The sequence below is a fragment of the Nocardiopsis protaetiae genome (assembly GCF_045446735.1).
GTDB classification, from domain to species: Bacteria; Actinomycetota; Actinomycetes; order Streptosporangiales; family Streptosporangiaceae; genus Nocardiopsis; species Nocardiopsis protaetiae.
This window is the reverse complement of record NZ_JBJJBV010000091.1, coordinates 1-22,439: the sequence shown is the minus strand read 5'-3', so window position 1 is coordinate 22,439 and position 22,439 is coordinate 1. Positions and strand designations below refer to the sequence as shown.

The following is a 22,439-nucleotide window of genomic DNA, read 5'->3' as shown; positions in this document are numbered from 1 at the left end:
CTTTCCGTCCGTCCGGCGTCAGCCGCCGGAGTTCGCGTCGTGCGACTTGAGGAGTTCGTAACCACCGGGGTCGGCGGTGGTCAGCTTCATCAGCCGCGGGATGAACTCCTGGAAGGCCTGGCTGCCGGCGGCCTCGCGGTGGGAGTCCGCGGAGTCCCAGACGGCGACCTCCACGAAGGTCTTCTCCTTCCACAGCGACCGGTAGAGGCGGGTGCTGAGAAAGCCCGGCTGCTTGATCATGTAGTCGGTCATGGAGCCCAGCGTCTCCAGGAACTCGTCGGAGTCCCCGCTGACCGTGAACGTGTTGATGAACGTGAACATGGATTCTCCTCGTTCGCTTCGCGTGCGGGTGGTGGGGCCGCGCCTCAGTTCTGCTCGGCGCGGGCCAGGGCGTGGTCCCGGATCTCGCGGCGCTGGACCTTGCCCTGGGGGCTGCGGGGGATCTCCGCGGTGAACTCGACGTTCTCGAGGTGCTCGTAGTAGGGGAGCCGCTCGGCCACGTATTTCTTGATCTCGTCGGGGTCGAGATCGCCCCGGGGGACCACCAGACCGTGCGCGACGGCGCCGCTGACCGGGTCGGGGTGGTCGAAGACGACGCAGTCCGCCACCTTCGGGTGGCGCAGCAGGAGGCGTTCGATCTCGGTCGGGGAGACCAGCCAGTTGTCCCGCTTGAAGACGTCCTTGAGCCGGTCGACGACGAACATCGTGCCCCCCTCCTCCAGGCGGACGATGTCGCCGGTGGCGAACCACCCGTCCTCCTCGAAGTCGAGGGAGGGGTCGCGGCCCAGGTATCCGGCCATGAGCTGGGGACCCCGGACCTGGAGCGCCCCGCGCTCCCCGAGGGGCACCACCGAGCCGTCGGCGCCGTCGACGACGCGGCACTCCGTTCCGGCCAGCGGCGCGCCGACGGACCCGGACCGGGGACGGTCCAGGTCGTCGAAGTGGGTCAGCGGCGCCGCCTCCTGGAGTCCGAACCCCTGCACCACCGGCACGCCGAAGTGCTGTCCGAGGACGCTCGCCGTGTTCGGCGGCAGGGCGGACCCGCCGGACAGGATCGCCCGCAGGGAGGGCGCCTCCAGCTCCGTCAGGCGGCCGTCGGCCGCCAGCCGGTTGAGGCGCATCGGCAGGGTGTAGTAGTGCGTCGCGCGGAACCGGTCCGCGGCCTCGACCGAGCCGGCGATGTCGTCGTCCGCCCACACGACCAGGGTCGCCATCGAGGTGATCGCGATGGTCAGGTGCATCATGTGGAAGGCGGGTAGGAAGTTGAAGACCACCGACGTGTCGTCCAACCGGTGGGCGGAGGCGGTCTGGGCCGCGTTCGTCGTCACGTTCCGGTGGGTCAACCGGACGCCCTTGGGCGCGCCCGTCGTGCCGCTGGTGAACTGTAGGCACGCCACCGAGTCGGGGGCGGACTCCGGCGCGACCAGGTCCCCCGGGTCCGCCGACGCGGCGATCTCCTCCAACGTCGGCACGTCCCCGGCGAGAGGGCCGAGGTCCTCCGGCCGGTGGGTGAGGACGATGCGTTCCAGGGCGGGGAGCCGGTCCGCCACCTCGGAGAGGCGGCGGTAGACCTCCGGGGAGACGATCGCCGTCGTCGCCTCGGAGGAACCGATCACGTGCACCATCCGGGCGACCGGGAGCATGGGGTTGAACAGGGCCGGGACGAACCCCGCCCGGCACAGGCCGAAGAAGGCCACCGGGAAGACCGGGTCCATGAACAGCGCCAGCGCCACCGTGCCGCCCTCGCGGCCGAGTGTGCGCTGGAGCCCGGCGGCCAGGGCCGTGGCCCCGGCGTCCAGTTCGCCGAAGGTGGTGTCACCCGCCGCGGACCGCACGGCCGGGCGGTCGGCCGCCCGCCCGGCGGCCCGGGTCAGCATGTCGTCGATCCGGGGTCCGGCGATGAGGTCGGCGATGGTCTCCAGGGGAGGGCCCGAGATCAAACTCGGCCGGTCCGTGGGCTGGGGCATGTGCTCTGCGTCCTTTCCGCGGGCTGTGGGGGAGGGGGTCACTCGATGTCGTCCCGCCGCACCTGCCGGTGCCGGACCAGCAGTTCCCCGCCCTCGCGCACCAGGACGTCCTCGCAGGTGCAGCTCAGCAGCAGCTCCGACCGGTCGCCGATACGGGTGCTGAGGATCTGGGCGTAGGAGACGGCGGTGATGGTCCCGTCCGCCCCGGGGCGGACGTCGAGCATCCCGAGCCAGTGGCGCCGGCGCACGCGGTCCCGGGCCAGCTGCTCGGTGGTGGCCCTCGCGGCGGCCGTGATCGCCGCGCGGCCGGTCGCGGGCTCGGGGTGGGCGTTGGCCGCGAACACACCGTCCTCGGTGAAGGTCGCCGCCCACTCCTCCACCCGGCCCTCGTCCAGGTGGTGCATCTGTCTCGCGTAGAAGTGCTGGACCTCCAGCAGGAGATCGGTCTCGGCGATGGTTCCGGGGCTGGTCATGTCGGTCCTTTCCTCGGCCGGGCCGCGGCGTGGCGCGGAAGAGGCCAAGTGTCACAAGGGCGTCTCGAAGGGCGCTGGAGTCGGACACGAGCACCCCGGCACCGGCCTCTCTAGCCGGGTTCGGGTGAATCTCGACCGGGGGTCGGCACAGTGCTCGGAACAGGACGAGAGACTTTCGGAGGCATAGCCGATGAGCGCAGACGTTTCACCGCCCGTTGCCCTGGTCACCGGTGCCACCAGCGGGATCGGGCTGGAGGTGACGAGGCGCCTGGCCGGGCGGGGCCTGCGGGTCTTCATCTGCGCCCGCACCGAGGAGAAGGTCGAGGAGACGGTCAAGTCCCTCCGGGGGGAGGGGCTGGAGGTCGACGGGGCCGGGGCCGACGTGCGCGACGCCGCCTCCGTGCGGAACCTGGTCGAGACGGCCGTGGACCGCTTCGGCCCCCTCACCGTCCTGGTGAACAACGCCGGCCGCAGCGGGGGCGGGGTGACCGCCCAGATCTCCGACGAGCTCTGGTACGACGTCATCGACGTCAACCTGAACAGCGTCTTCCTGGTGACCCGGGAGGCGCTCACCACCGGCGGCCTGGACGGGGCCGGGACGGACGGCCGCATCATCAACATCGCCTCCACCGGAGGCAAGCAGGGGGTCCCGCTGGGTGCGCCCTACTCCGCCGCCAAGAGCGGGGTCATCGGGTTCACCAAGGCCCTGGCCAAGGAACTCGCCCCCACGGGGACCACCGTCAACGCGGTCTGCCCCGGGTACGTGGAGACCCCCATGGCCGTACGCGTGCGCCAGGCGTACGCCTCCGCCTGGAACGTCAGCGAGGAACACGTCCTCGAACAGTTCTCGCAGAAGATCCCGCTGGGGCGCTACTCCACGCCGGAGGAGGTCGCCGGGCTCGTGGACTACCTGGCCACCGACACCGCCGGATCGGTGACCGCCCAGGCCATGAACGTGTGCGGAGGACTCGGGATCTACTGACCCCGCCCGAGGCGCCGCCCATCTCCCCAAGAGAGGACAAGGACCCCCAATGCCGTCCCAGGAAACCCGAACGACCAGTCATGACATCGAGGTCGACGCGCCACCCGAGACCGTCTTCGGCATCATCTCCAACGCGGTGGACTGGCCCCTGTACTTCACGCCCAACCTCCACGTCGAGCAGACGCCCCTGGACGCCGGGACCGAGCGCCTGGCCATCTGGGCCACCGCCAACGGCGAGGTCAAGCACTGGACCTCCAAGCGGTGGCTGGACCGCGACGCGCGCCGGATCCGCTTCCGGCAGGAGAAGTCCGCCGCCCCCGTCGTCTCCATGGGGGGCGAGTGGGTCGTGGCGGGGCTTCCGGGCGGCCGGACCTCGCTGACCCTCCTCCACGACTTCCAGGCCCGGGACGAGGCGGGGCTCGCGTGGCTGGAGACGGCCACCGACCGCAACAGCCGGACCGAGCTGGCCAACATCAAGGCACTGGCCGAGCGGTGGGACCGCCTCGACCGCATCACCTCCACGTTCGAGGACTCCCGCCTCATCAAGGGCGACCCCGCGGCGGTGTACGAGTTCCTCCGCGACGCGGCCCGGTGGCCCGAGCGGCTGCCCCACGTCTCCGGTATGGACCTGGAGGAGAGCGGGGAGGGGAACGCCGTCCAGCGCATGCGGATGGAGACCTCCGCCCAGGACGGCTCCACCCACACCACCGAGTCCGTCCGGATCTGCCTCCCGCCCGACCGGATCGTCTACAAGCAGGTGGTCACGCCGGCGCTCATGGACGCGCACACCGGCGAGTGGTCGCTGGAGGAGACGGCCGAGGGCGTCCTCGCGGTCTCCCGCCATTCCGTCGTCCTCAACGAGGAGGCGGTGCTGCGGGTCCTGGGCGAAGAGGCCACGGAGAAGGACGCGCTGGCCTACATCCGGAAGGCGCTGGGCGCCAACAGCAGCGCGACGCTCGGGTTCGCCGACGAGTACACCAGGGGTGAGTCATGACCGCCCGCGACTCCGTGACGCCCCAGGTCCTGGTGGCCGGCTCCGGCCCGGTGGGCCTGACCGTGGCGCACGAACTGACCCGGCGGGGCGTCCGCGTGCGCCTCGTCGACAAGGCCCCCGGGCCCGCCGAGACGAGCCGGGCGACCGCCGTGCACGCCCGGACCATGGAGGTCTTCCACCAGATGGGGGTGCTCGACCGGCTGCTGCCGCGCGGCCAGCGGGTCCGGCACTTCTCCATGCACCGCAACGGCAGGCGCCTGGTCCGGTTCGACACCAACTACGACAAGCTGTCGACCCGTTTCCCCTTCAGCCTCATGGTGGGCCAGGTGGTCACGGAGGAGATCCTGCGGGACGCACTCAAGGACCTCGGGGTCGAGCCCGAGTGGGGCGTCGCCCTGGAGGGCTTCGAGCAGGAGGGCGACGGGGTCACCGCCGCCCTTTCGCACGCCGACGGCACCCGGGAGACGGTGTCCGTCCCCTGGCTGGTGGGCACCGACGGCGCGCACAGCGTGGCCCGCGCCACGCTGGGGCTGCGCCTGCTGGGCGAGTCCTCCGAGACCTGGCTCAACGCGGACATCGAGATCGAGCCCGACCTCCAGCGCGACAGCAACCACCTCCTGCACACCGGGAACGGCACGATCCTGATGATCCCCTTCCCCGAGCCCGGGAAGTGGCGCGCGGTCGACACCGTGGACACCGACGGCGCCGAGGACTGGGAACACATCCGGGCGCGGATGGAGCGCAAGATCTCCTACGCGCTGCGCCGCCCGGTCAAGGTCTCGCCCCCCTCCTGGGTCTCGCGGTTCACCGCCCAGCAGCGCATGATCCAGCGGATGAACGTGAACCGGGTCTTCCTCGCCGGGGACGCGGCCCACGTGCACAGCCCGGCCTCCGGGCAGGGCATGAACACCGGAATCCAGGACGCCTACAACCTCGGCTGGAAACTCGCCGACGTGGCCAACGGATACGCGGACCGGCGCCTCCTGGAGAGTTACGGGGCCGAGCGCGTCCCCATCGGCGAGCGCCTGCTGAAGACCACCAAGACGGCGACCGGGCTCGTGGCCCTGCGCAACATCGCCCTCCCGGTGGTGCTCCCCGTGGGCATGTTCGTCCTCAACACGGCCAAGCCCCTCAAACGCCGTATCGAGGGCAAGATCATGCGCGGCATCTCCGGGCTGGCCCTCGAATACCCCGCGACCCCCCTGGTGCTCGACTCCTCCCCCCGGTCCCTGGTCCGGCCCGGTGCGCGCGTCGGCTGCGACGGTCCCACCGAGCGGAACGAGGCCGGGTGGCGGGCGCTGTGCGCCGAGGAGTTCCCGGACCCGCGCTGGACCCTGCTCGCCTTCCCCGACGGCTCCGCCTCGCAGGAGGCCGCGGTCCGGGACGCGGAGTCCCGGTTCGGCGGGGCGGTCTCGGTGCGCACGGTCTGCCGGGACACGCGCACGGAGACGGGCGCCCGGCCGCTCGCCGACCCCGGGGGCGCGCTGGCGCGCCACTTCGACGCCTCCCCCGGCGAGTTCGTCCTGGTCCGCCCGGACGGCTACCTGGCGGGGAAGGCGCGGCTGGGGGTTCGGGACGTCGAGGCCGCGCTGGGAAAGGTGCACCTGACCCCGGCGGGCCAGTCCCGGGCCGACTGACCCGCACCGACCGAACGGAGGAGCCATGCGCGGCACCGGCGGCGCCCTGGGCCTGGACGGCAGGATCGCCCTGGTCACGGGCGGTACACGTGGCCTGGGCAAGGAGATCGCGCGCAAACTCTGCGCCTCCGGGGCGGTGGTCCTCCTCAACTACCTGGGGGACCACGCCCGGGCCCGGAGCACGGCCCGGGAACTCGGGGACGAGGGCGGCAAGGTCGTCCTCGTCCCCGGGGACGTCTCCGACGCGGCGGGGCTGGACCGGGTGCTGGACACCGTGCGGCTCTCCTACGGCCGCCTCGACCTCTTCGTGCACAACGCGGCCTCCTTCCACCGGATGCCGGTGACGGGAGCCCTGCCCGAGCACTGTGCGAAGGACATGGAGGTCGCCGTCGGGCCCTTCCTCCACGGTGCGGGGCGGCTCCTGGAACTGCTCCCCCGCGGGGAGGGCCGGGTGGTCGCCGTGTCGAGCACGGGGTCCGGGACGGTGGTCCCCGGCTACGTCAGCCTCGGCATGGCCAAGGCCGCCCTGGAGAGCCTGGTCCGCTACCTGGCGCTGGAGTTCGCCGGCGCGGGCATCGCCGTGAACGCCGTGGCCGCGGGCCATCTGGGCGCCTGGGAGGCCACCGCCGGGGAGCGCCCCCCGGGGGGCAGGACCGATCCGCGCGACGTCGCGGCGGTGGTCGCCCTGCTGTGCACCCCGGAGGCGGGGGCCCTGCTCGGCCACGTCGTCACCGTGGACGACGGCGTGGGGCTGCTCTCCTGAACCCTCGACACCAAGGAGCACGGATGAGGATCATCGACCTTTCGTCCCCGGTGGACGCGTCCGCCTGGGAACCCAACCCGGTCGTCCACGAGACCATGTCGCACGCGGAGGGCGCGGAGCACATGGCGGCCGAGATGCGCGAGCACCTGGGCATCGACTTCGACCCCTCCGCACTGCCCGGAGGCGAACTGCTGTCGCTCGGGACGCTGACGCTCACCACCCACACGGGGACGCACGTGGACGCCCCGGCGCACTACGGCTCCGCCGCCGCCTACGGCCGGCCGCGGACCATCGACGAGATGCCCCTGGACTGGTTCGTGCGCCCCGGCATCGTCCTGGACCTGACCGGGGAGCCGGTCGGTGCGCTGGGGGCCGGTGCCCTGGAGCGGGCCTTCGAGAAGGCGGGCCGCGGGCCCGACCCCATGGACATCGTGCTGCTGCACACCGGGGCCGACCGGCACGCGGGCACCCCCGAGTACTTCACCTCCTTCTCGGGCCTGGACCGCAAGGCCACCGAGACGCTGCTGGACCTGGGGGTGCGGGTCATCGGCACGGACGCCTTCAGCCTGGACGCGCCGTTCGGGGACATGATCGAGCGGTTCCACGCCACGGGGGACCGCGACGTGCTCTGGCCGGCGCACATGCTGGGCAGGGAGCGCGAGTACTGCCAGATCGAGCGGCTCGCGAACCTGGGGGAGCTGGACCCCCGGGGCCGGTTCACCGTGGTGTGCCTCCCGGTCCGCATCGCCGGCGGCGACGCGGGGTGGTCGCGGACCGTGGCCCTGCTGGACGGGGACTGACCGGGAACGGGAGAGCACGAGTGAGGCCGGGGCCCGCGGGCCCCGGCCTCACGTCGTCGCGGCGGCGGTCAGCCGGCGCGGCGGGAGACGACCAGTTCGGCGATCGAGTCCAGGGTCGCGAAGTGGTCCGCCTTCAGGTCCGCCTGGCCCAGCTCGACCCCGAGCCGGTCGCGGATGAACACGATCAGCCTGACCATGTTCAGCGAATCGAGCGCGCCCCACTGCGGCAGGGGGGAGGATCCCGTCAGGTTCCGGGCCTGCTCCTCCTCCTTGAGGTTGTCCCTGAGGTGCTCGACGAGCAGCTCGACGACGTCGGCGTGCGTTGTTTCCATGCTTGTCCTCCTGTACGGCGGGGATCAGGGTGCGGTCCCGACCCGGAACGGGGCGGTGCCCGCGGTTCAAGGGGGTGCTGGGCCGTGTTCGGTGGATGCTTTCGAGTGGTTCGGCGCTTGCGCCGATGGACGGGAGCGGCCTCGTGGACGCGACCCGGAATGATCCACCGAACACGGCCTAGGGCGTCCACCCGGGGGCGTGCCGGACCCGCGCCACCGCACAGGTCCAGTTGAAACCGCCCCCGACACCGACCATCGCGACGGTGTCCCCGGCCCGGAGCCGTCCCGACTCGGCCAGGTGGGTGAACGAGGCGAACTGGTCCGAGGCCCCCAGGTGGCCGACCTGCCGGTGCCACTCGTAGGTCGTGCGCTCCAGGGGCAGGCCCAGGGGTTCCAGGACCTCCCGGTTCAGCAGGGTCAGGCCGAAACCGGGCAGCACCAGGTGGTCGATGTCCGCGCGGCCGACCCCGGCCTCCTCCAGAGCCGCCGTGAACGCGGACCGGATGCCCTCGGACATGAGGCGGGCGATCTCGTCCAGCCCGTACTCGGCCGCGAAGAGGACCGTGCGCGAGCGGAAGTCGACCGGATGGTCCCGGGGGTCCGGGGCGGGGCGGAACGGCAGGCCGCCCCGGTGCATCCCCTCCAGTTCCGGTGCGGAGGCCGTCACGCACGACAGGAGCCGCGCGAAACCCTCCGTGCGCGAGAGCACGGCGGCACCGGCCCCGTCCCCGAACACCAGTCCCCAGCTGGTCCGCCACCGGTCGTAGGCCGGTTCGGCGAAACGGTCCGCGCTGGTGATGAGAGCGGCGTCGTACCCGGGGGACGAGGCCAGGCAGAAGGCGGCGAGGTCGATCCCGGCCATACCGCCGTTCGACAGCTGGCGTATCTCCAGGGCCAGGGTGTCGGTGCTCCCCAGGACCTCGTGCTGCACGTAGCTCGCGGCATTCCACCCCTCCACACCGTTGTGGCCGGTCACCGCGTGCAGGAGCAGGCCCACGTCCCGCGGCGAGACCCCCGACCGGCGCAGGGCGGAGCGCCCGGCGTTCACCGCCATGAGGGGCTGGGGTTCGTCGTCCCCCGCCACCCGGACGGCCTCCTGCCCGCTCTCGTCCTGCTCCTCCTGCTCGTAGCGGCCCGACGCCAGGGCTTCGTCCACCGGGACCGGAGGGGCGAGGTGGCTGCCCAGTCCGGCGATGAACAACTCCTCGTACCGCACCTCAGGCCTCCTCTCGCAGGCGTTCGGCGATGTAGTCGGCCACCCCCGCCACGCTGGGGCGGTCCCAGACCAGGGAGGCCGGCAGGCTCAGCCGGAACCTCCGGTCCAGGCGGCGCCGGAGCGACAGGGTGATGACCGAGTCCAGACCCATCGAGGAGAAGGAGGTGTGCGGCTCCATGTCCTCCACGGGGCGCCGGATCTCCTCGGACACCTGGCGGGCCACCTCCTCCCGGACCCGGGCGGTCAGCTCCTCGGGCGTCAGGGAGCCGAAGGAGATCTCCTCCGGGGGGTCGTCGACGTGCGCTTCGCCGAACTCCAGGTTCTCCAGGACCGGCAGCGGGGCGCCCGCCGATTCACGCGCCACGGTCGGGAACACGCACACGTGCGGTTCCCCCCGGCGGTGGGCGCGGTCCCAGGCCCCGAAGGCCTCCTCGCCGGTCAGGGTGCCGATGCCCCGGTCGCGCAGCTCCATCTCGACCACGCTGTTCTCGGCCATGCCCAGCCGCCGCCAGGAGGTCCAGGACAGGCTCAGGGTCCGTGTCCCGCCCGAGGCCGCGTCGTGGCGGGCCGCTCCGTCGAGGTAGGCGTTGGCCGCCGCGTAGCCCGCCTGGCCGGGCAGGCCCAGGAACTGGCCGACCGAGGAGAAGTGGACGGTGAAGTCCCACCCCCCGGGGGGCGCGACCAGCTCCAGGGACCGGGCCCCGGCCACCTTGGGCCGCAGCACCGTGCGGAGCGAGTCGGAGTCCAGCCGGCCGAGCAGCCGGTCGTCGAGGACGCCCGCGGCGTGGACCACCCCCCGGACGGGCGGCATGTCCAGCGCGTCCGGGGACAGGGTCGCGGCCAGGGCCCGCGGGTCCGCCACGTCCACGGCGACCGCGCGTACGGTCGCGCCCGCGGCCTCCAGGGCGCGGACCGCGTCGATCCGGCTCCGGGCCAGGGGGTCGGTCTCCGTGTCCCAGGAGCGCCGGGGCGGGAGACCGGTGCGACCCGCGAGGACGAGGCGACGCGCGCCCCGTTCCACCAGCCACTCCGAGATCTTCAGGCCGAGAACCCCCAGGCCGCCGGTGACCAGGTAGGAGGCGTCGGGTCGGCAGCGCAGGGGCGGGCCCTCGGGCCCGTCCTCCACGGGGACGATCCGGGCCGCCTGCACCGCCGTGCCCCGGACCGAGGTGATCTCGGCGCCGGCGGGCCCGCGGAGCACGGCGAGCAGCCCGTCGGCGGAGGCCGCGTCGAGCACGTCCAGGTCGACCACCCCGCCCCAGAGTTCGGGGTGTTCGCCCGCGACGATCTGGCCCAGGCCCCACAGCGCGGACTGCGCGGGTGAGGCCGGGTCCGCCGCCGAGCGGACCCCCGTCGTCACACACCACAGCAGCGGGGAGCGGCCCGGGGAGCGGCGGGCGAGGACCTGCGCGGTGCGGGCCAGCCGCCAGCAGTTCCCGTGGACGGCGTCCAGCGCGGTCTCCGGCGTACGCCCGTACCCGCCGTCCTCCCCCAGGACCACGACGGCGTCGGAGCCGTCGGGGTCCAGCGCGTCGAGGTCCTCTGGCCCGGCGGAGAGCAGGCAGCGCACCCCCTGGGCCTCGGCGTGTTCCCGGAGCACCCGGCGGGCGGCGTCGTCCCCGCCGACGACCACGAGCGAGCGCAGGGCGCGCCCGGCCCCGCCGTCCGGCCGGGGGACCCAGTCCAGGCGGTGTGTCAGCCGCCGGGGGTCCACCGGCCCGCCGCCCTCCTCCAGGGTGCTGAGCTCCAGGCCCTCCACCCGCCCGACCGGACGGTGGGAGCCGTCCGTGACGAGCGCGTGCAGGAGGCCGTCCTCCTCGTGGATCCGGACGAGCGACGTGGCGGGCACGCAGGACAGGTGCACCGAGCCGATCCCGCTGAGCAGGCGCAGCTCCGTGTCCTCGCCCAGGAGCAGGGGCGCCGCGGTCGTGACGGCGTCGAGGAGCCGGGCCCGCGCGGTCGCGGGGTCGTCCGTGCCGACGCCGATCCGGGCGAACAGGACGCCGTCGCCGCCGGAGAGCTCCTCCACCGTCCAGGGGAGACCGGCCGCGGCGATCCCGCCGGCGCGCAGGCGCTCCAGCACGGACGCCGGGTCCAGCCCCCGGTCGCACCCCGCGCGGGGGTCGGCCCACTCCTCCGGCGGCAGGTCCGGGACGTCCGGGGCCGCCTTCGCCTCGGCGTGCAGTTCCCACGCCGGGGCGGTGCCCGCGTCCCCGCCGCCGGTCCGCCTCGACAGGAGCCGGAGGGCGGACCCGTTCGCCACGACCTGTACCTCGCGCTCGCCGTCCAGCCGCAGCGGCGACCGGAAGCGGACGGCGCACAGGCCGTCGGACCCGGCCGCGGCGAGGAAGGTGGCGGCGGTGACGGCGGCGGGGACGATCTCGTGCCCGCGCACCTCGTGCTCCCCGGGGTAGGGGCGGGTCCCGTGCTCCACGTGCGTCCACCAGACCCGCGGAGCGGCGGGGTCGGAGTGTCCCACGGCCGCGCCGAGGAGGGTGTGGGACCCGACGTCGTGACCGCCGCCGGAGCCGCCCGGCCGGGCCTCGCGCCAGTAGCGCTGGTGCTCCCACCGTCTGCGCGGCAGGTCGAGGAGGACCCCGTCCGGGCTCTGGCCCGCCGGGTCGACGGAGCCCGCGCAGTACAGGGCGCCCAGGCCCGAGGCCAGTGCCGGGAGCTCCTCGCGCTTGCGGCGGAGGGACCCGACGACCACGCCGTCCTCCAGCCCGGCGTCGGCGAGGGTCTCACGCAGGGCGTGGGAGACCACCGTGTGCGCGGAGACCTCCAGGAAACGGGTGTGCCCGTCCTCGACGGCGGCGCGGACCGCGTTGGCGAAGCGGACCGGGTTGCGGAGATTGGCGGCCCAGTAGGTGCCGGAGCGCTCGTCCGCCGAGCGGGGGTCCGCCAGTGCCGTGCTGTAGAGGGGGATCCGCGGGGGCCGCGGCACGGCCCCGTCCACGGACCGCAGCATCTCCGGCAGGAGCGGGTCCATCTGGGTGCTGTGGAACGCCACGTCGGACTGGACCTTGAGGACCAGGACGTCCTTCTCCTTGCACGCCTGCGTGTACTCGGCGACGGCCTCGGGCGTCCCGGCGACGACGGTGGAGTGGGGCGAGAGTTCGATGGCGGCCGTGACCGGCCCGTCCGGGCCCAGTTCGGCGCTCACCTCCTCGAAGGGGATCTGGACCATGGCCATCGCCCCCGCTCCCGCGACCCTGCGCAGGAGGGCGGAGCGCCGACAGCTCAGGACGGCCCCCTCGGTGACGTCGAGCACTCCGGCGACCACGGCCGCGGCGATCTCACCGACGGAGTGGCCGATGACCGCTGCCGGGCGCAGCCCCCGTTCGTACCAGACCTCCGCCAGACCGAGGTGCATCACGAAGAGCAGGGACTGGATCCGGTCCACCCCGCCCAGGTCGCGCGCGGCGATCGCCTCGCGGGGCGAGTAGCCGAGCCCCTCGCGGAAGACGGGGTCCACGGTGTCGACCACCTTGGCGAAGGCGGGCTCCTCGGCGAGCAGTTGCGCCCCCATTCCCTCCCACTGGGCTCCGTGCCCGGAGAACACCCAGACGGGGTCCTGGGGCTCCCCGGCCCGGCCCAGCAGCACGTCGGGGGAGGGCTTCCCGGCCGCCAGCAGGCCCAGCCCGTAGCGCAGCGACGTGCGGTCGGCCGCCACGATCGCGGCGCGTTCGGGCAGGTGGGCGCGCCGACGCCAGAGGGTGTGCCGCAGGTCGGGCAGGGAGGTCTCCTCGGTGACCGCCTCGGCGAGATCGGCCGCGGCCGTTCGCAGTCCCGAGGCGGTGGCGGCCGACAGCGGGTAGACCTGCGGGGCGGCGCCGTGCGGCCCCTCGCCCCCGGCCTCGGCCGTGTCGGACGGGACCTCGGCGGGCGGGGCCTCCTCCAGTACGGCGTGCCCGACGGTGCCCCCGTAGCCGAAGGCGGAGACGCCGACGCGGCGCGGCAGGTCGGCCCGCGGCCATTCGACGGCGCGGTCGGGTACCCGCAGTCCCGAGGTCTCCCAGGGGATGGCGGGGTTGGGCGTGGAGAAACCGGCCTGGGGCGGGATCCGCCGGTTCTCCAGGACGAGGAGGGCCTTGATGATCCCGGCGATGCCCGCACCCGCCTCCAGGTGTCCGATCGCCCCCTTGACGGAACCGATGAGGCACGGGTCTTCCGGGTCGCGGGAAGCGCCGTAGACCTGGGCGAGTGCCGAAGCCTCGATCGGGTCGCCCGCCCGGGTGCCGGTGCCGTGGGCCTCCACGTAGCCGACCGTGGCCGCCTCCACCCCGGCGTTGGCCAGGGCGTTGCGGATCACGTGCCGCTGGGCCTCCCCGTTGGGCGCCATGATCCCCTGGGTCCGCCCGTCCTGGTTGACGGCGCTCCCCCGGATCAGCCCGAGGACGCGGTCACCGGCGTTCAGGGCCTCCGAGAGCCGTTTGAGCACGATGACCCCGGCCCCCTCGCTCCGGCCGTAGCCGTCGGCGTCGGCGTCGAAGGGACGGGACCGGCCGCGGGGGGAGACCGCCTGCGCCTCGTCCAGGACCATGGTGAGACCCGGGCCCGCGATGACGTTGATCCCGCCGACGAGCGCCGTCGAGCACTCGCCGGACCGCAGGCTCTGCGCGGCGGAGTTGACCGCCACCAGGGACGACGCGCAGGCGGCGTCCAGGGTGAAGCTCGGCCCCCGCAGGTCCAGCAGGTAGGAGACCCGGTTGGCCACGGCGCACATGGCGGCGCCGATGCCGCTCCAGGCCTCGATTCCGGGCAGGTCCTCCAGCAGTTGCCTCCCGTAGTCGTCGGACCCGACGCCCATGAACACGCCGGTGTCCGTGCCGCCCAGGGCGTGGGGGTCGACCCCCGCGTGCTCGAGCGCCTCCCAGACCAGCTCCAGGATGATGCGCTGCTGGGGGTCCATCAGCTCGGCCTCACGCGGGGTGACGCCGAAGAACTCCGAGTCGAATCCGGCGGGGTCGGTGAGGAAGCCGCCCAGGCGCGTGGTGCCGCGCAGCGCGGCGGCGTTGCGCGCGTCCCGCGTGTAGGCCTCCCACCGGTCCGGGGGCAGCTCGCCCATGACGTCGCCGCCCGACTCCAGCAGGCGCCAGAGCTCCCGGGGGCTGTTGATCCCCCCGGGGAGCCGGCAGCTCATGCCGATGACGGCGAGGGGTTCGGGTGCGGCCGCCGCGGGGCGGTCTTCGGCTGTGCTGGGTGCCATACGGCAGCTCCTTCGTCGTCGGGGTCCGGTGTCCGGTCAAGCGGTGCGGCCGGCCCCGGAGGCCCAGTCCGGGGTGTCGGTGATCTCCACCACCGCCGCCGCGTAGGTGAGGCCGGGGCCGATGCCGATCATCAGCAGGTGCTGCCCGGGCACCAGCTCCCCCCGCTCGACGAGTCGGTGGAGGGCGAGGACCTGGTCGCTCGGGGAGTGCCCGACGGTGCTCCCGTAGTCCCAGGTGGATATCTCGGGGGGCAGGCCGAGCGCCTTCATCCGTTCGTCGACGTTGCGGCGGGGCTCGTTGGTCATAGCGACGCGGGCGACGTCCCCGATGCCGATCCCGGCCTCGTCCAGGGCCCGGTCCACCACGTCCTTCATGCTCTTGAAGAGGAGCAGGGCCGTTTCGGGGGTGAAGGACCGGGTCCGGCCGAACTCCCGGATGCGGCTGTTGAAGTCCAGGGGGCGGCCCAGGGTCAGCCCGGACACGTTCAGGGGCTCGTCCCCCCGGTGCAGCTGTTCGAGTTCGGGGACCGTGCCCGAGGTGACGGAGAGCAGCCGGGCGAAGCCCGGTTCGCGGCTCAGCACCATCGCGGTGGCCACGTCCGACATGGTGAAGCCCTCCAGGACCGACCAGCGGTCCACGAGCGGCGACTCGAGGTTCTCGGCGGCCACGACCAGGGCGGAGGTGTCCCCTCCGCGCACCATGAGCTGGCCCGCGGCCAGTTCGAGGGCGGAGAAGACGCCGTTGCAGCCGTCGCGCAGGCCGGTGGAGAGCATGTCGCCGTGCAGGAGCTCCCGCTGGAGGTAGGCGGAGGGGGACCAGCCCTCCGGAGCAGAGGGGTAGGCGTCCACGTACAGCAGGAGCCTCAGCAGGTCGGTGGGGCGGCCCCAGCGCTCCAGCGCTTGGCGGGCGGCGTCGACCGCCATGGTGATCGCGGGGGTGCCGTCGCCGAGCGAGGCGCCCCGGAGATGGCCTGGTTCGGCGCTCTCGTTCGTGACCAACCTCGGCACGAACGTGCCCAGGGAGCCGATGTGGATACCTGGTGTTTCCATGATCTTCCTTCGGTTTCCCGGCCGGGATGTCCCCCGCATCGTCCGGGAGCCGACTCGAGAGGACGTCGAGTCCCGTTCGCCGACACGCTCCGCCTGTTCCAGGGCTCCTTGAGGACCTCTCGATGCCGGGCCCCGACAATTCCCGGCATGCGATGCGAACTTGAGGACAGGAACGTTCTGGTGACCGGGGGGAGCCGGGGTATCGGCAGGGAGATCGCCGCCGCCTTCTCCGCGGAGGGGGCCAGAGTGGCGCTCACCTACCACTCGGGGAGGGAGCAGGCCGAGGAGGCGGCCCGGGAGCTGGGGGCCGACCGGGGGCGTGCGCTGGCCCTGCCCTACTCGCTGGGCGATCCGGCCTCGTCGGACGCCGTGGTGGACCGCGTGGTCGACGAGTGGGGGAGCCTGGACGTCCTGGTGGCCAACGCCGTTTCCCGGGGGGTGAGGCGGGCTCCGGGGGAGGGGGCGCAGGAGGTGTCCGAGGAGGAGTGGGGGAAGGTCCTCCTGGACAACCTGCACGGCACGATGAGGCTCACGCTCAAGGCGCTGAACGCCGGAATGCGCACCTCGGGCTGGGGGCGGATCGTTCTGCTCTCCTCCCACAACGCCCTCGGGGGCGGTCGGGGGCAGGAGTTCTACGGGGCGTCCAAGGCGGGACTGCACGGCTTCGCACGGAGCCTCGCCTGGGACGTGGGCGGGGCGGGGGTACTGGTGAACGTCGTCTGCCCCGGTCTGACCGGGACCGATCCGGTGCTGACCGTGCTGCCGGAGCACGTCAGGGAGGGTGAGAGGCGCCTGACCCCGTCGGGGAGGCTCTCGACCCCCCGTGAGGTTGCCGCGGCCGTGGTCTTCCTGGGCTCGGGGGCCAACGGCAACATCACCGGCGAAGCACTCAGCGTGTCGGGGGGTCGGTGACGTGTCGGGTCGGGATCAGGGGGCGGTGCTGGAGAGTACGTGCTGCTGTATGCGCTGGACCTCGGGGGAGGGGTCCAGGCCCAGTTCCTCGGTCAGGATCCTGCGCAGGTCCTGGTAGGCGCGCAGGGCCTCGCCCCTGCGGTTGAGCTGGTGCAGGGCCTTGATGAGCTGGGAGTGCAGCCACTCGTTGAGGGGCTGGGCGACGACCAGGGACTTCAGCTCGGGGATGAGGTGGCGGTACCGGCCCAGCTCCATGTCGGCGGCGATGCGCAGCTCCAGCGCCGCGCTCCGCTGCTCCTCGAGGTGGGTGGTGTAGCGGCGCAGGAGCGGTCCGCAGTTGACATTGCCCAGGGCAGGGCCCGACCACAGGGACAGGGCCTGTTCGAGGACCTGCGCGGCGCCCGCGGCGTCGCCCTCCTCGAACAGGGCCCGGCCGCGCCTGGTGAGTTCGTCGAAGACGAAGACGTCGAGGTGCTCGCGTTCCAGGTCGAAGGTGTATCCCGGAGGGGTGGTGTGCAGCGCGGGGACGGGCCGGCCGTCCGCTTCCAGCCGCAGCAGCGACTTTCTGAGTTGGTAAACGTAGGTCTGGGTGGTGGTCACCGCACTTCTGGGAGGGTGCTCCGACCACAGCTCTTCTATTAGGGACTCGAGGCCGACGATCTGCTGGGACCTGAGCGCCAGCAGCGCCAGGACTTGCCTTACCTTGGGCGCCTTGGGCGTGCATCGAGCCCCGTTAGAGGACACCTCGAAGTAGCCGAGAACCTTTACCTTCATTTTTTTCTCCCCGTTTATCGGGCTTTCGTGAAACCAACCGCTTCCGGGACACGGACAACCTATGCGCACCCTAGGGCGGTTTTCAAGGTGATACATCTAGGGTGTAGGGGGGGATGCACCGGGTGGAAGCTGATGCTCGTCCGATGTCTGTATATACAGCGTATGACACTTGTATTTTGAAGAAGATTCTCCAGTGTAGGGGCACATTTCCGCGCCGGCCCGGGGCGAGGGGGCGTGCGGGGAGAAGCGGATCGGCGTCCTAAACTTGTGTCGATTCAGTTACCCAGAGTGGCGATTCTGGGCGGCGGGGGAGTGTGGAGCCGGGATGATGTATAACTATGCGCAACTGTGTAATTACTTTTAACTCGACCGACAAAGAGGTTTTTGGTTGCTCTTTGTTATCGAACTATTCCCGAGAGTGATATCTGTGGGAGGGTTGGTGACTCTGTATCGAGGTTGCCGCCCCCGAGAGTGAACGTGTTCTTTTTGTGACCTTGTGGATCATGCTGGGCGGTGGCGTTGCGCGCGTGTGGATCGTGTGAATGATGTGACGTATGTTTCTGTGTTCGCGGAGTCATGATCCGTAATCGGAGGCGTTCCGGAGACGTGTGCATCGGTCTCTGCGGGTTTCTGGGGGTCGGTCCCTTTCTTTCATCCGGTGCAGGGCGGTTCGGGGGTTAATAACCTTCTGCGGTCTCGGGGTCGATTGGAGTCTCTTGACTGGCGAGGGGGTTCGACTATGCTTGACCGTAGGTTTCTCATCCTTGAATATGCGAGTCCTCCTCATGTTCAAGAAAAGGGTCGTGAGATGCCGGTCCCGTGAGGCCAACTGCTCCGTAGCGCCTGTCCCGCGTGCTGCCCTGTGCCCTGTGGTGAGGTACTCCGATCCAGTCTTCGTGTGAGCCGCCGAGACGATGCGAGACGCCTTTCCACTTCTGATTTTTCCTGCAACATTTCTTTTGGTCCCCCTGTCTCAAATAGACGATAGGTATACGAATGCCTGCTGTCCCCGCAGAGATAAAGATCCTGCTTTTCGACCCCCAGACATTGTTCCGCCAGATCCTCGGCAAGATGCTCGCGGCCGAGGAGGGAATCGTCGTGGTCGGGGACACGGACTCCGAGGAGGAGGCCGAGAAGATCGCCCGCGAGCAAGCGCCCGACGTCATCGTCTTCGACGCGGACGACTCGCTCGGCGTCCTGCGCGCCGCGCTGGCCTTCTCCAACGCCGCCCCCGACGCCAGGAGGGTCGTCCTCACCGCCAACGTCGACTCGATACTGCTCCGCAGCGTGGTCTCCCACGACATCCACGCGTACCTCATGAAGGAGGTCGACGTGGAGGACGTGCTGTACGCGATCATCAGTGCCATCGCCCGACCCGACAACATGGTCGTCATGGTGTCCAAGGGGACGCACGTCCGCGCGGTCTACAGCGGACGGAGCCCCGCCGGGCTCTCCGAACGGGAGCAGGGAGTGCTCTCCCTCGTGGCCGAGGGGCTGAGCAACGCGGAGATCGGCTGGCGACTCCACATCTCGGAGGCGACCGTCAAGCGGCACCTCAGCAACGCCTACGCCAAGCTCGGCGCGGTGTCCCGCACCGACGCCGTCAACAAGGCGAAGGTCGCCGACCTCATCTCGGGTGAGACCTCCGACTGAGGCGCCGGCACCACGGGCGGTGTCCCCTCACCGTCCGTGACCTCCTCCGCGCCTTGAGACGCCCTCGAACGCCGCGTTCTACCTTCCGGCCAGGCGATGGAGCACCGGGAGGTAGAAGGTGACCGTGGAGATCAGGGAAACGGACGTGTGCGTCGTGGGCGGGGGGCCCGCCGGGCTCTCCCTGGCCTTGCTCCTCCTGCGTTCGGGGGTGCGCGTCACGGTACTGGAGCGTTCGGGATCGCTCGACCGCGAGTACCGCGGCGAGATCCTGCAACCGGGCGGGCAGCGGGTCCTCGACGACCTCGGGGTCCTCGCCGGGGCCAGGGCGCGCGGATGCCACCCCCACCGCCGGTTCCGCCTCGTGGACCGGGACAGGGTGCTGATCGACAGCGACTACGAGACCCTGCCGGGGGACCACCGGTGCCTCCTGAGCATCCCCCAGCGGCACGTCCTGGAAGAGCTGCTGGCCGCCTGCCGCGCGTACGACGACTTCACCTACGTCGGGGGCTGCAAGGTCAACCGGCTCCTGTCGAGCCGGGGGGCGGTCACCGGAGCCGAGGGCCAGGGGCCCTCGGGCAAGGTGCAGGTCCTGGCGCGGTGCGTCGTCGGGGCCGACGGCCGCTACTCCAAGGTGCGCAGACTCGCCGGGATCGAGGCGGGGCGCAGCGACGTGTTCGACCACGACATCGTCTGGTTCCGGCTGCCGGTTCCCAGCGTCACCCCGGGCGAGGTGCGGATCGAGCGTTCGGGGGGCAACCCCGTGCTCACGTACACCTCCCACCCCGACACCGTGCAGATCGGGTGGACGATCCCGCACGGGCGCTACGCCGATTTCGCCGGTAACGGCATCGAGTACGTCCGGGAACGGCTCGTCACGGCCGCCCCTGACTACGCCGACGCCATCCGGGAGCACGTGCGGAGCTTCAAGGACCTCAGCCTGCTCGACGTGTTCGCCGCCGACGCGGCGGCCTGGGCGGCCGACGGCCTGGTCCTGGTTGGGGACAGCGCCCACACCCACAGCCCCATCGGGGCCCAGGGCATCAACCTCGCACTCCAGGACGCCGTGGTCCTGCACCGGGTCCTGGTGGACGCGCTGAACGCGGACGACACCTCGGAGGCGGCGCTCGCGGCGTTCCACACGGCGCGGCGCGGGGACATCGCGCGGATCACCCGTACCCAGATGCTCCAGAGCAAGATGATGCTCGCCACCGGCGGTGTCGCCGCGGCGGTCCGGCCCAGGATGGCCGCGCTGCTCTCCCGCAGCCCCGTCTACCGCAAGATCTTCGCGCTGATCGCCTTCGGCAACCCGTCCATCAGGGTGGAGCCCGCTCCCACCCGCGGGGACGGCACCCCCGTCTCCTGAACCCGGCCCTTCCACCGCACCTTGAAGTCCGCTCGAGGAGCGAAATGGATGCTGTGGCTTGCCGTCACGGCGGCGATTCGGAACAGACGAGGGAGAGGGCGGAGACCTCCATGGTGAAAACGCACGGGGAACTGGTCGAGGGGGCGCGCGAGGTCATGCGCCTGAACTCGTCCTATTTCCGGACGAAGGCGCTCCAGGCCGCGATCAACACGGGCCTGTTCGAGTATCTGGCGGAATCGGGCCCGGCCACGGCGCCGCGGCTGTGCGAGGCCCTGGGCCTGCACGAGCGGATGGCCCCGGACTTCCTGGACGCCCTGGTGGGTCTGGAGGTGCTGGACCGCGACGCCGACGGCGGATACCGGATCAGGGAGCACGTGGCCGACTACCTGGTCCGCAGCGGTGCCCTGTACGTCGGGGGCACCTTCACCCAGCACTCGCGGATGCACTACCACGCCTGGGGGCGGCTCGAGGAGGCGCTCAAGGACGGCGAGGCCAAGTCGAACAAGATCGACGGCACCGAGGGCTTCATGAAGTTCTACGAGCGCACGGAGATCGTCCACGCGCTCATGAACCACATGGACACCTTCACCCGCTTCGTCGCCCCCTGCCTGTCGGACGTCGTGGACTGGAACTCCTACACCGGATTCCTCGACCTCGGGGGCGCCCGCGGCAACCTTCCCGCGCTGATGGTGCAGCAACACCCCCACCTGAAGGGGGCCGTCTTCGACCTGCCGCCCGTAGAACCGCTGTTCGACGAGCACATGCGCGAACTCGGTACGGAGAAGAGCGTCGAGTTCCACGCCGGCGATTTCCTCAACGACCCGATCCCCCCGGCGGACGTCGTCATCATCGGGCACGTGCTGCACGACTGGCCGCCGGAGCGGCGGCGGGAGATCGTGCGCCGCGCCTACCCGGCGGTCAACCCCGGCGGAGCCCTCCTGGTGTACGACGCCATGCTGAGCGACGAACGCAGGGATCCGGCCGAACTCCTCCAAAGCCTCAACTGCCGGCTCATCGGCACCGGGGCGTCCGAGTACACGGTGAGCGAGTGCCGGTCCTACATGGAGGAGGCGGGGTTCCGCTTCGACCGGGTCGTGGCCATCGACACGCTCACCAACGACAAGGTCGCCGTCGCCTACAAGGACTAACCCGGAACGAGGACAGCCCAGATGCTGGATGAATCCGATCACCTCAAGACCATCGTCCACGGCGCGACCGCCTTCGAGCTGCTGCGCACGGCGTTGGAGTTCGGGCTGTTCGCCCGCCTGCGGGAGGCCGGGGGGATGGACCTCCCCGCGGTCGCCGAAACCCTGTCCATCGGAGTGCAGCCCGCCCGCGTCCTCCTCCTCGGCCTGGCCTCCCTGAGGCTGCTGCGCAAGGAGGGCGAGCTGTACGTCAACGCCCCCGTCTCCGAGCAGCACCTCATCCCGGACAACCCCGGGTACCTGGGACCCCTGGTCACGATCCAGGAGCAGATCACCAACCCCGGGCTGGCGGACTTCGCCGAATCGCTGCGGCTCGACACCAACGTGGGCCTGCGCCACATCCCGGGCCCCGGCGACACCCTCTACGAACGCATCACCGCCCACCCGGGCCTGCAGAAGGCGTTCTACGACAACATGGGCCACGCCTCCCGGAGCACCTTCCCCCTTGTGGTCGACGCGTACGACTTCTCGCACCTGCGGCACGTCGTCGACATCGGGGGCGGGGACGGCAGCAACGCGATCGAGGTCGCCCGCAGGAACCCGCACCTGGAGGTCACCCTCTTCGACCAGAGCTCCGTACTGGACATCGCGCGGGTGAAGGCCGAACGGGCCGGGGTGGGCGACCGTTTCCACACCCGCGCGGGAGACCTCTTCAACGATCCGCTGCCCCCGGGCGCCGACGGCGTCCTCTTCTGCCACATCTTCGAGATCTGGTCCCTGGAGCGCAACACCCAACTGCTCCGGAAGTGCTACGACGCCCTCCCGGACGGCGGCTCGGTGCTCGTCTACAACTTCGTGTCCGACGACGACAACACCGGCTCGGTGGCCGCCGCCTACATGTCCGTGTACTTCCACGCCGTGGCCTCCGGCGAGGGGATGGTCTACGCGCCGCGGGACATGAGGAGGGTCCTCACCGACGCGGGCTTCCCCAAGGTCGAGCAGTACGACGACGTGGGCTTCCACCACGCGCTCCTGGTCGGCCGCAAGTAGCCCCGGCGACCCCGCCCCCGCGAGGGGGCGGACCGGGGGCCCGGCCCGGGATCGCGCCGACCCGGGCCAGGGGAAGCTGCGCCCCCGGACACCGCGCCCGACGGGCGCGGTGACCGGAA

Annotated in this window: 18 protein-coding genes; 10 read left to right on the top strand and 8 right to left on the bottom strand. The window is 71.6% G+C overall.

From position 1 onward, the window contains the following. Window positions 1-18: 18 nt before the first annotated feature. The 3 genes from ACJOT3_RS15690 to ACJOT3_RS15680 are packed head-to-tail and all read right to left on the bottom strand — an operon-like array spanning window position 19 to window position 2,440. On the bottom strand, window positions 19-321 hold the full coding sequence (locus ACJOT3_RS15690; RefSeq protein WP_406973365.1) for an antibiotic biosynthesis monooxygenase family protein: 303 nt from the start codon (window positions 319-321) through the stop codon (window positions 19-21). A 44-nt stretch (window positions 322-365) separates the two neighbouring features. Next, window positions 366-1,967, bottom strand: coding sequence for a class I adenylate-forming enzyme family protein (locus ACJOT3_RS15685; RefSeq protein ID WP_406973363.1), 1,602 nt, complete (start codon window positions 1,965-1,967; stop codon window positions 366-368). A 38-nt stretch (window positions 1,968-2,005) separates the two neighbouring features. Then, entirely contained in the window at window positions 2,006-2,440 is a 435-nt protein-coding gene (locus ACJOT3_RS15680; protein WP_406973361.1) for a nuclear transport factor 2 family protein, read from the bottom strand. 190 nt (window positions 2,441-2,630) lie between these two features. Here ACJOT3_RS15680 and ACJOT3_RS15675 point away from each other — a divergent pair, with 190 nt between their 5' ends. The 5 genes from ACJOT3_RS15675 to ACJOT3_RS15655 are packed head-to-tail and all read left to right on the top strand — an operon-like array spanning window position 2,631 to window position 7,616. After that, window positions 2,631-3,422, top strand: a complete 792-nt coding sequence (locus tag ACJOT3_RS15675; RefSeq protein WP_406973359.1) for an SDR family NAD(P)-dependent oxidoreductase — start codon at window positions 2,631-2,633, stop codon at window positions 3,420-3,422. Between the two features lie 49 nt (window positions 3,423-3,471). Next, complete coding sequence (locus ACJOT3_RS15670; RefSeq protein ID WP_406973357.1) at window positions 3,472-4,416, top strand: aromatase/cyclase; 945 nt, start codon at window positions 3,472-3,474, stop codon at window positions 4,414-4,416. Next, window positions 4,413-6,053 carry an FAD-dependent oxidoreductase gene (locus ACJOT3_RS15665; protein WP_406973355.1) on the top strand — a complete coding sequence of 547 codons (1,641 nt, stop codon included), beginning with the start codon at window positions 4,413-4,415 and terminating at the stop codon, window positions 6,051-6,053. The genes ACJOT3_RS15670 and ACJOT3_RS15665 overlap by 4 nt, the downstream gene beginning before the upstream one ends. Before the next feature lie 25 nt (window positions 6,054-6,078). After that, window positions 6,079-6,816: an SDR family oxidoreductase gene (locus tag ACJOT3_RS15660; RefSeq protein WP_406973353.1), complete on the top strand. Its 738-nt coding sequence runs from the start codon at window positions 6,079-6,081 to the stop codon at window positions 6,814-6,816. A gap of 23 nt (window positions 6,817-6,839) precedes the next feature. Next, entirely contained in the window at window positions 6,840-7,616 is a 777-nt protein-coding gene (locus ACJOT3_RS15655) for a cyclase family protein (protein WP_406973351.1), read from the top strand. Between the two features lie 68 nt (window positions 7,617-7,684). Here ACJOT3_RS15655 and ACJOT3_RS15650 read toward each other — a convergent pair whose 3' ends face one another. The 4 genes from ACJOT3_RS15650 to ACJOT3_RS15635 all read right to left on the bottom strand — a co-directional run bounded on the left by ACJOT3_RS15650 (window position 7,685) and on the right by ACJOT3_RS15635 (window position 15,423). After that, entirely contained in the window at window positions 7,685-7,948 is a 264-nt protein-coding gene (locus tag ACJOT3_RS15650; protein ID WP_406973349.1) for an acyl carrier protein, read from the bottom strand. Window positions 7,949-8,126: 178 nt separating this feature from the next. After that, window positions 8,127-9,164 (bottom strand): ketoacyl-ACP synthase III family protein, encoded by a 1,038-nt coding sequence (locus tag ACJOT3_RS15645; protein WP_406973347.1) that lies wholly within the window; start codon window positions 9,162-9,164, stop codon window positions 8,127-8,129. A gap of 1 nt (window position 9,165) precedes the next feature. Beyond that, window positions 9,166-14,373: a type I polyketide synthase gene (locus ACJOT3_RS15640; protein WP_406973345.1), complete on the bottom strand. Its 5,208-nt coding sequence runs from the start codon at window positions 14,371-14,373 to the stop codon at window positions 9,166-9,168. A gap of 36 nt (window positions 14,374-14,409) precedes the next feature. Beyond that, window positions 14,410-15,423: a ketoacyl-ACP synthase III family protein gene (locus ACJOT3_RS15635; RefSeq protein WP_406973343.1), complete on the bottom strand. Its 1,014-nt coding sequence runs from the start codon at window positions 15,421-15,423 to the stop codon at window positions 14,410-14,412. 147 nt (window positions 15,424-15,570) lie between these two features. Between ACJOT3_RS15635 and ACJOT3_RS15630 the strand changes: the two genes are divergently transcribed. Further along, window positions 15,571-16,335, top strand: a complete 765-nt coding sequence (locus ACJOT3_RS15630; protein WP_406973341.1) for an SDR family NAD(P)-dependent oxidoreductase — start codon at window positions 15,571-15,573, stop codon at window positions 16,333-16,335. A gap of 15 nt (window positions 16,336-16,350) precedes the next feature. Here the strand turns inward: ACJOT3_RS15630 and ACJOT3_RS15625 are convergent, their stop codons facing one another. Further along, a complete protein-coding gene (locus tag ACJOT3_RS15625) occupies window positions 16,351-17,109 on the bottom strand; it encodes an AfsR/SARP family transcriptional regulator (protein ID WP_406973339.1) in 759 nt (252 codons plus the stop codon). 996 nt (window positions 17,110-18,105) lie between these two features. On the opposite strand from ACJOT3_RS15625, the gene ACJOT3_RS15620 reads away from it, so the two are divergent. The 4 genes from ACJOT3_RS15620 to ACJOT3_RS15605 all read left to right on the top strand — a co-directional run bounded on the left by ACJOT3_RS15620 (window position 18,106) and on the right by ACJOT3_RS15605 (window position 22,320). Next, complete coding sequence (locus ACJOT3_RS15620) at window positions 18,106-18,762, top strand: response regulator transcription factor (protein ID WP_406973337.1); 657 nt, start codon at window positions 18,106-18,108, stop codon at window positions 18,760-18,762. Window positions 18,763-18,886: 124 nt separating this feature from the next. Beyond that, a complete protein-coding gene (locus ACJOT3_RS15615) occupies window positions 18,887-20,125 on the top strand; it encodes an FAD-dependent monooxygenase (protein WP_406973335.1) in 1,239 nt (412 codons plus the stop codon). Between the two features lie 110 nt (window positions 20,126-20,235). Then, window positions 20,236-21,273 carry a methyltransferase gene (locus ACJOT3_RS15610; protein WP_406973333.1) on the top strand — a complete coding sequence of 346 codons (1,038 nt, stop codon included), beginning with the start codon at window positions 20,236-20,238 and terminating at the stop codon, window positions 21,271-21,273. Window positions 21,274-21,294: 21 nt separating this feature from the next. Beyond that, window positions 21,295-22,320 (top strand): methyltransferase, encoded by a 1,026-nt coding sequence (locus tag ACJOT3_RS15605; protein ID WP_406973331.1) that lies wholly within the window; start codon window positions 21,295-21,297, stop codon window positions 22,318-22,320. Window positions 22,321-22,439 lie beyond the last annotated feature (119 nt).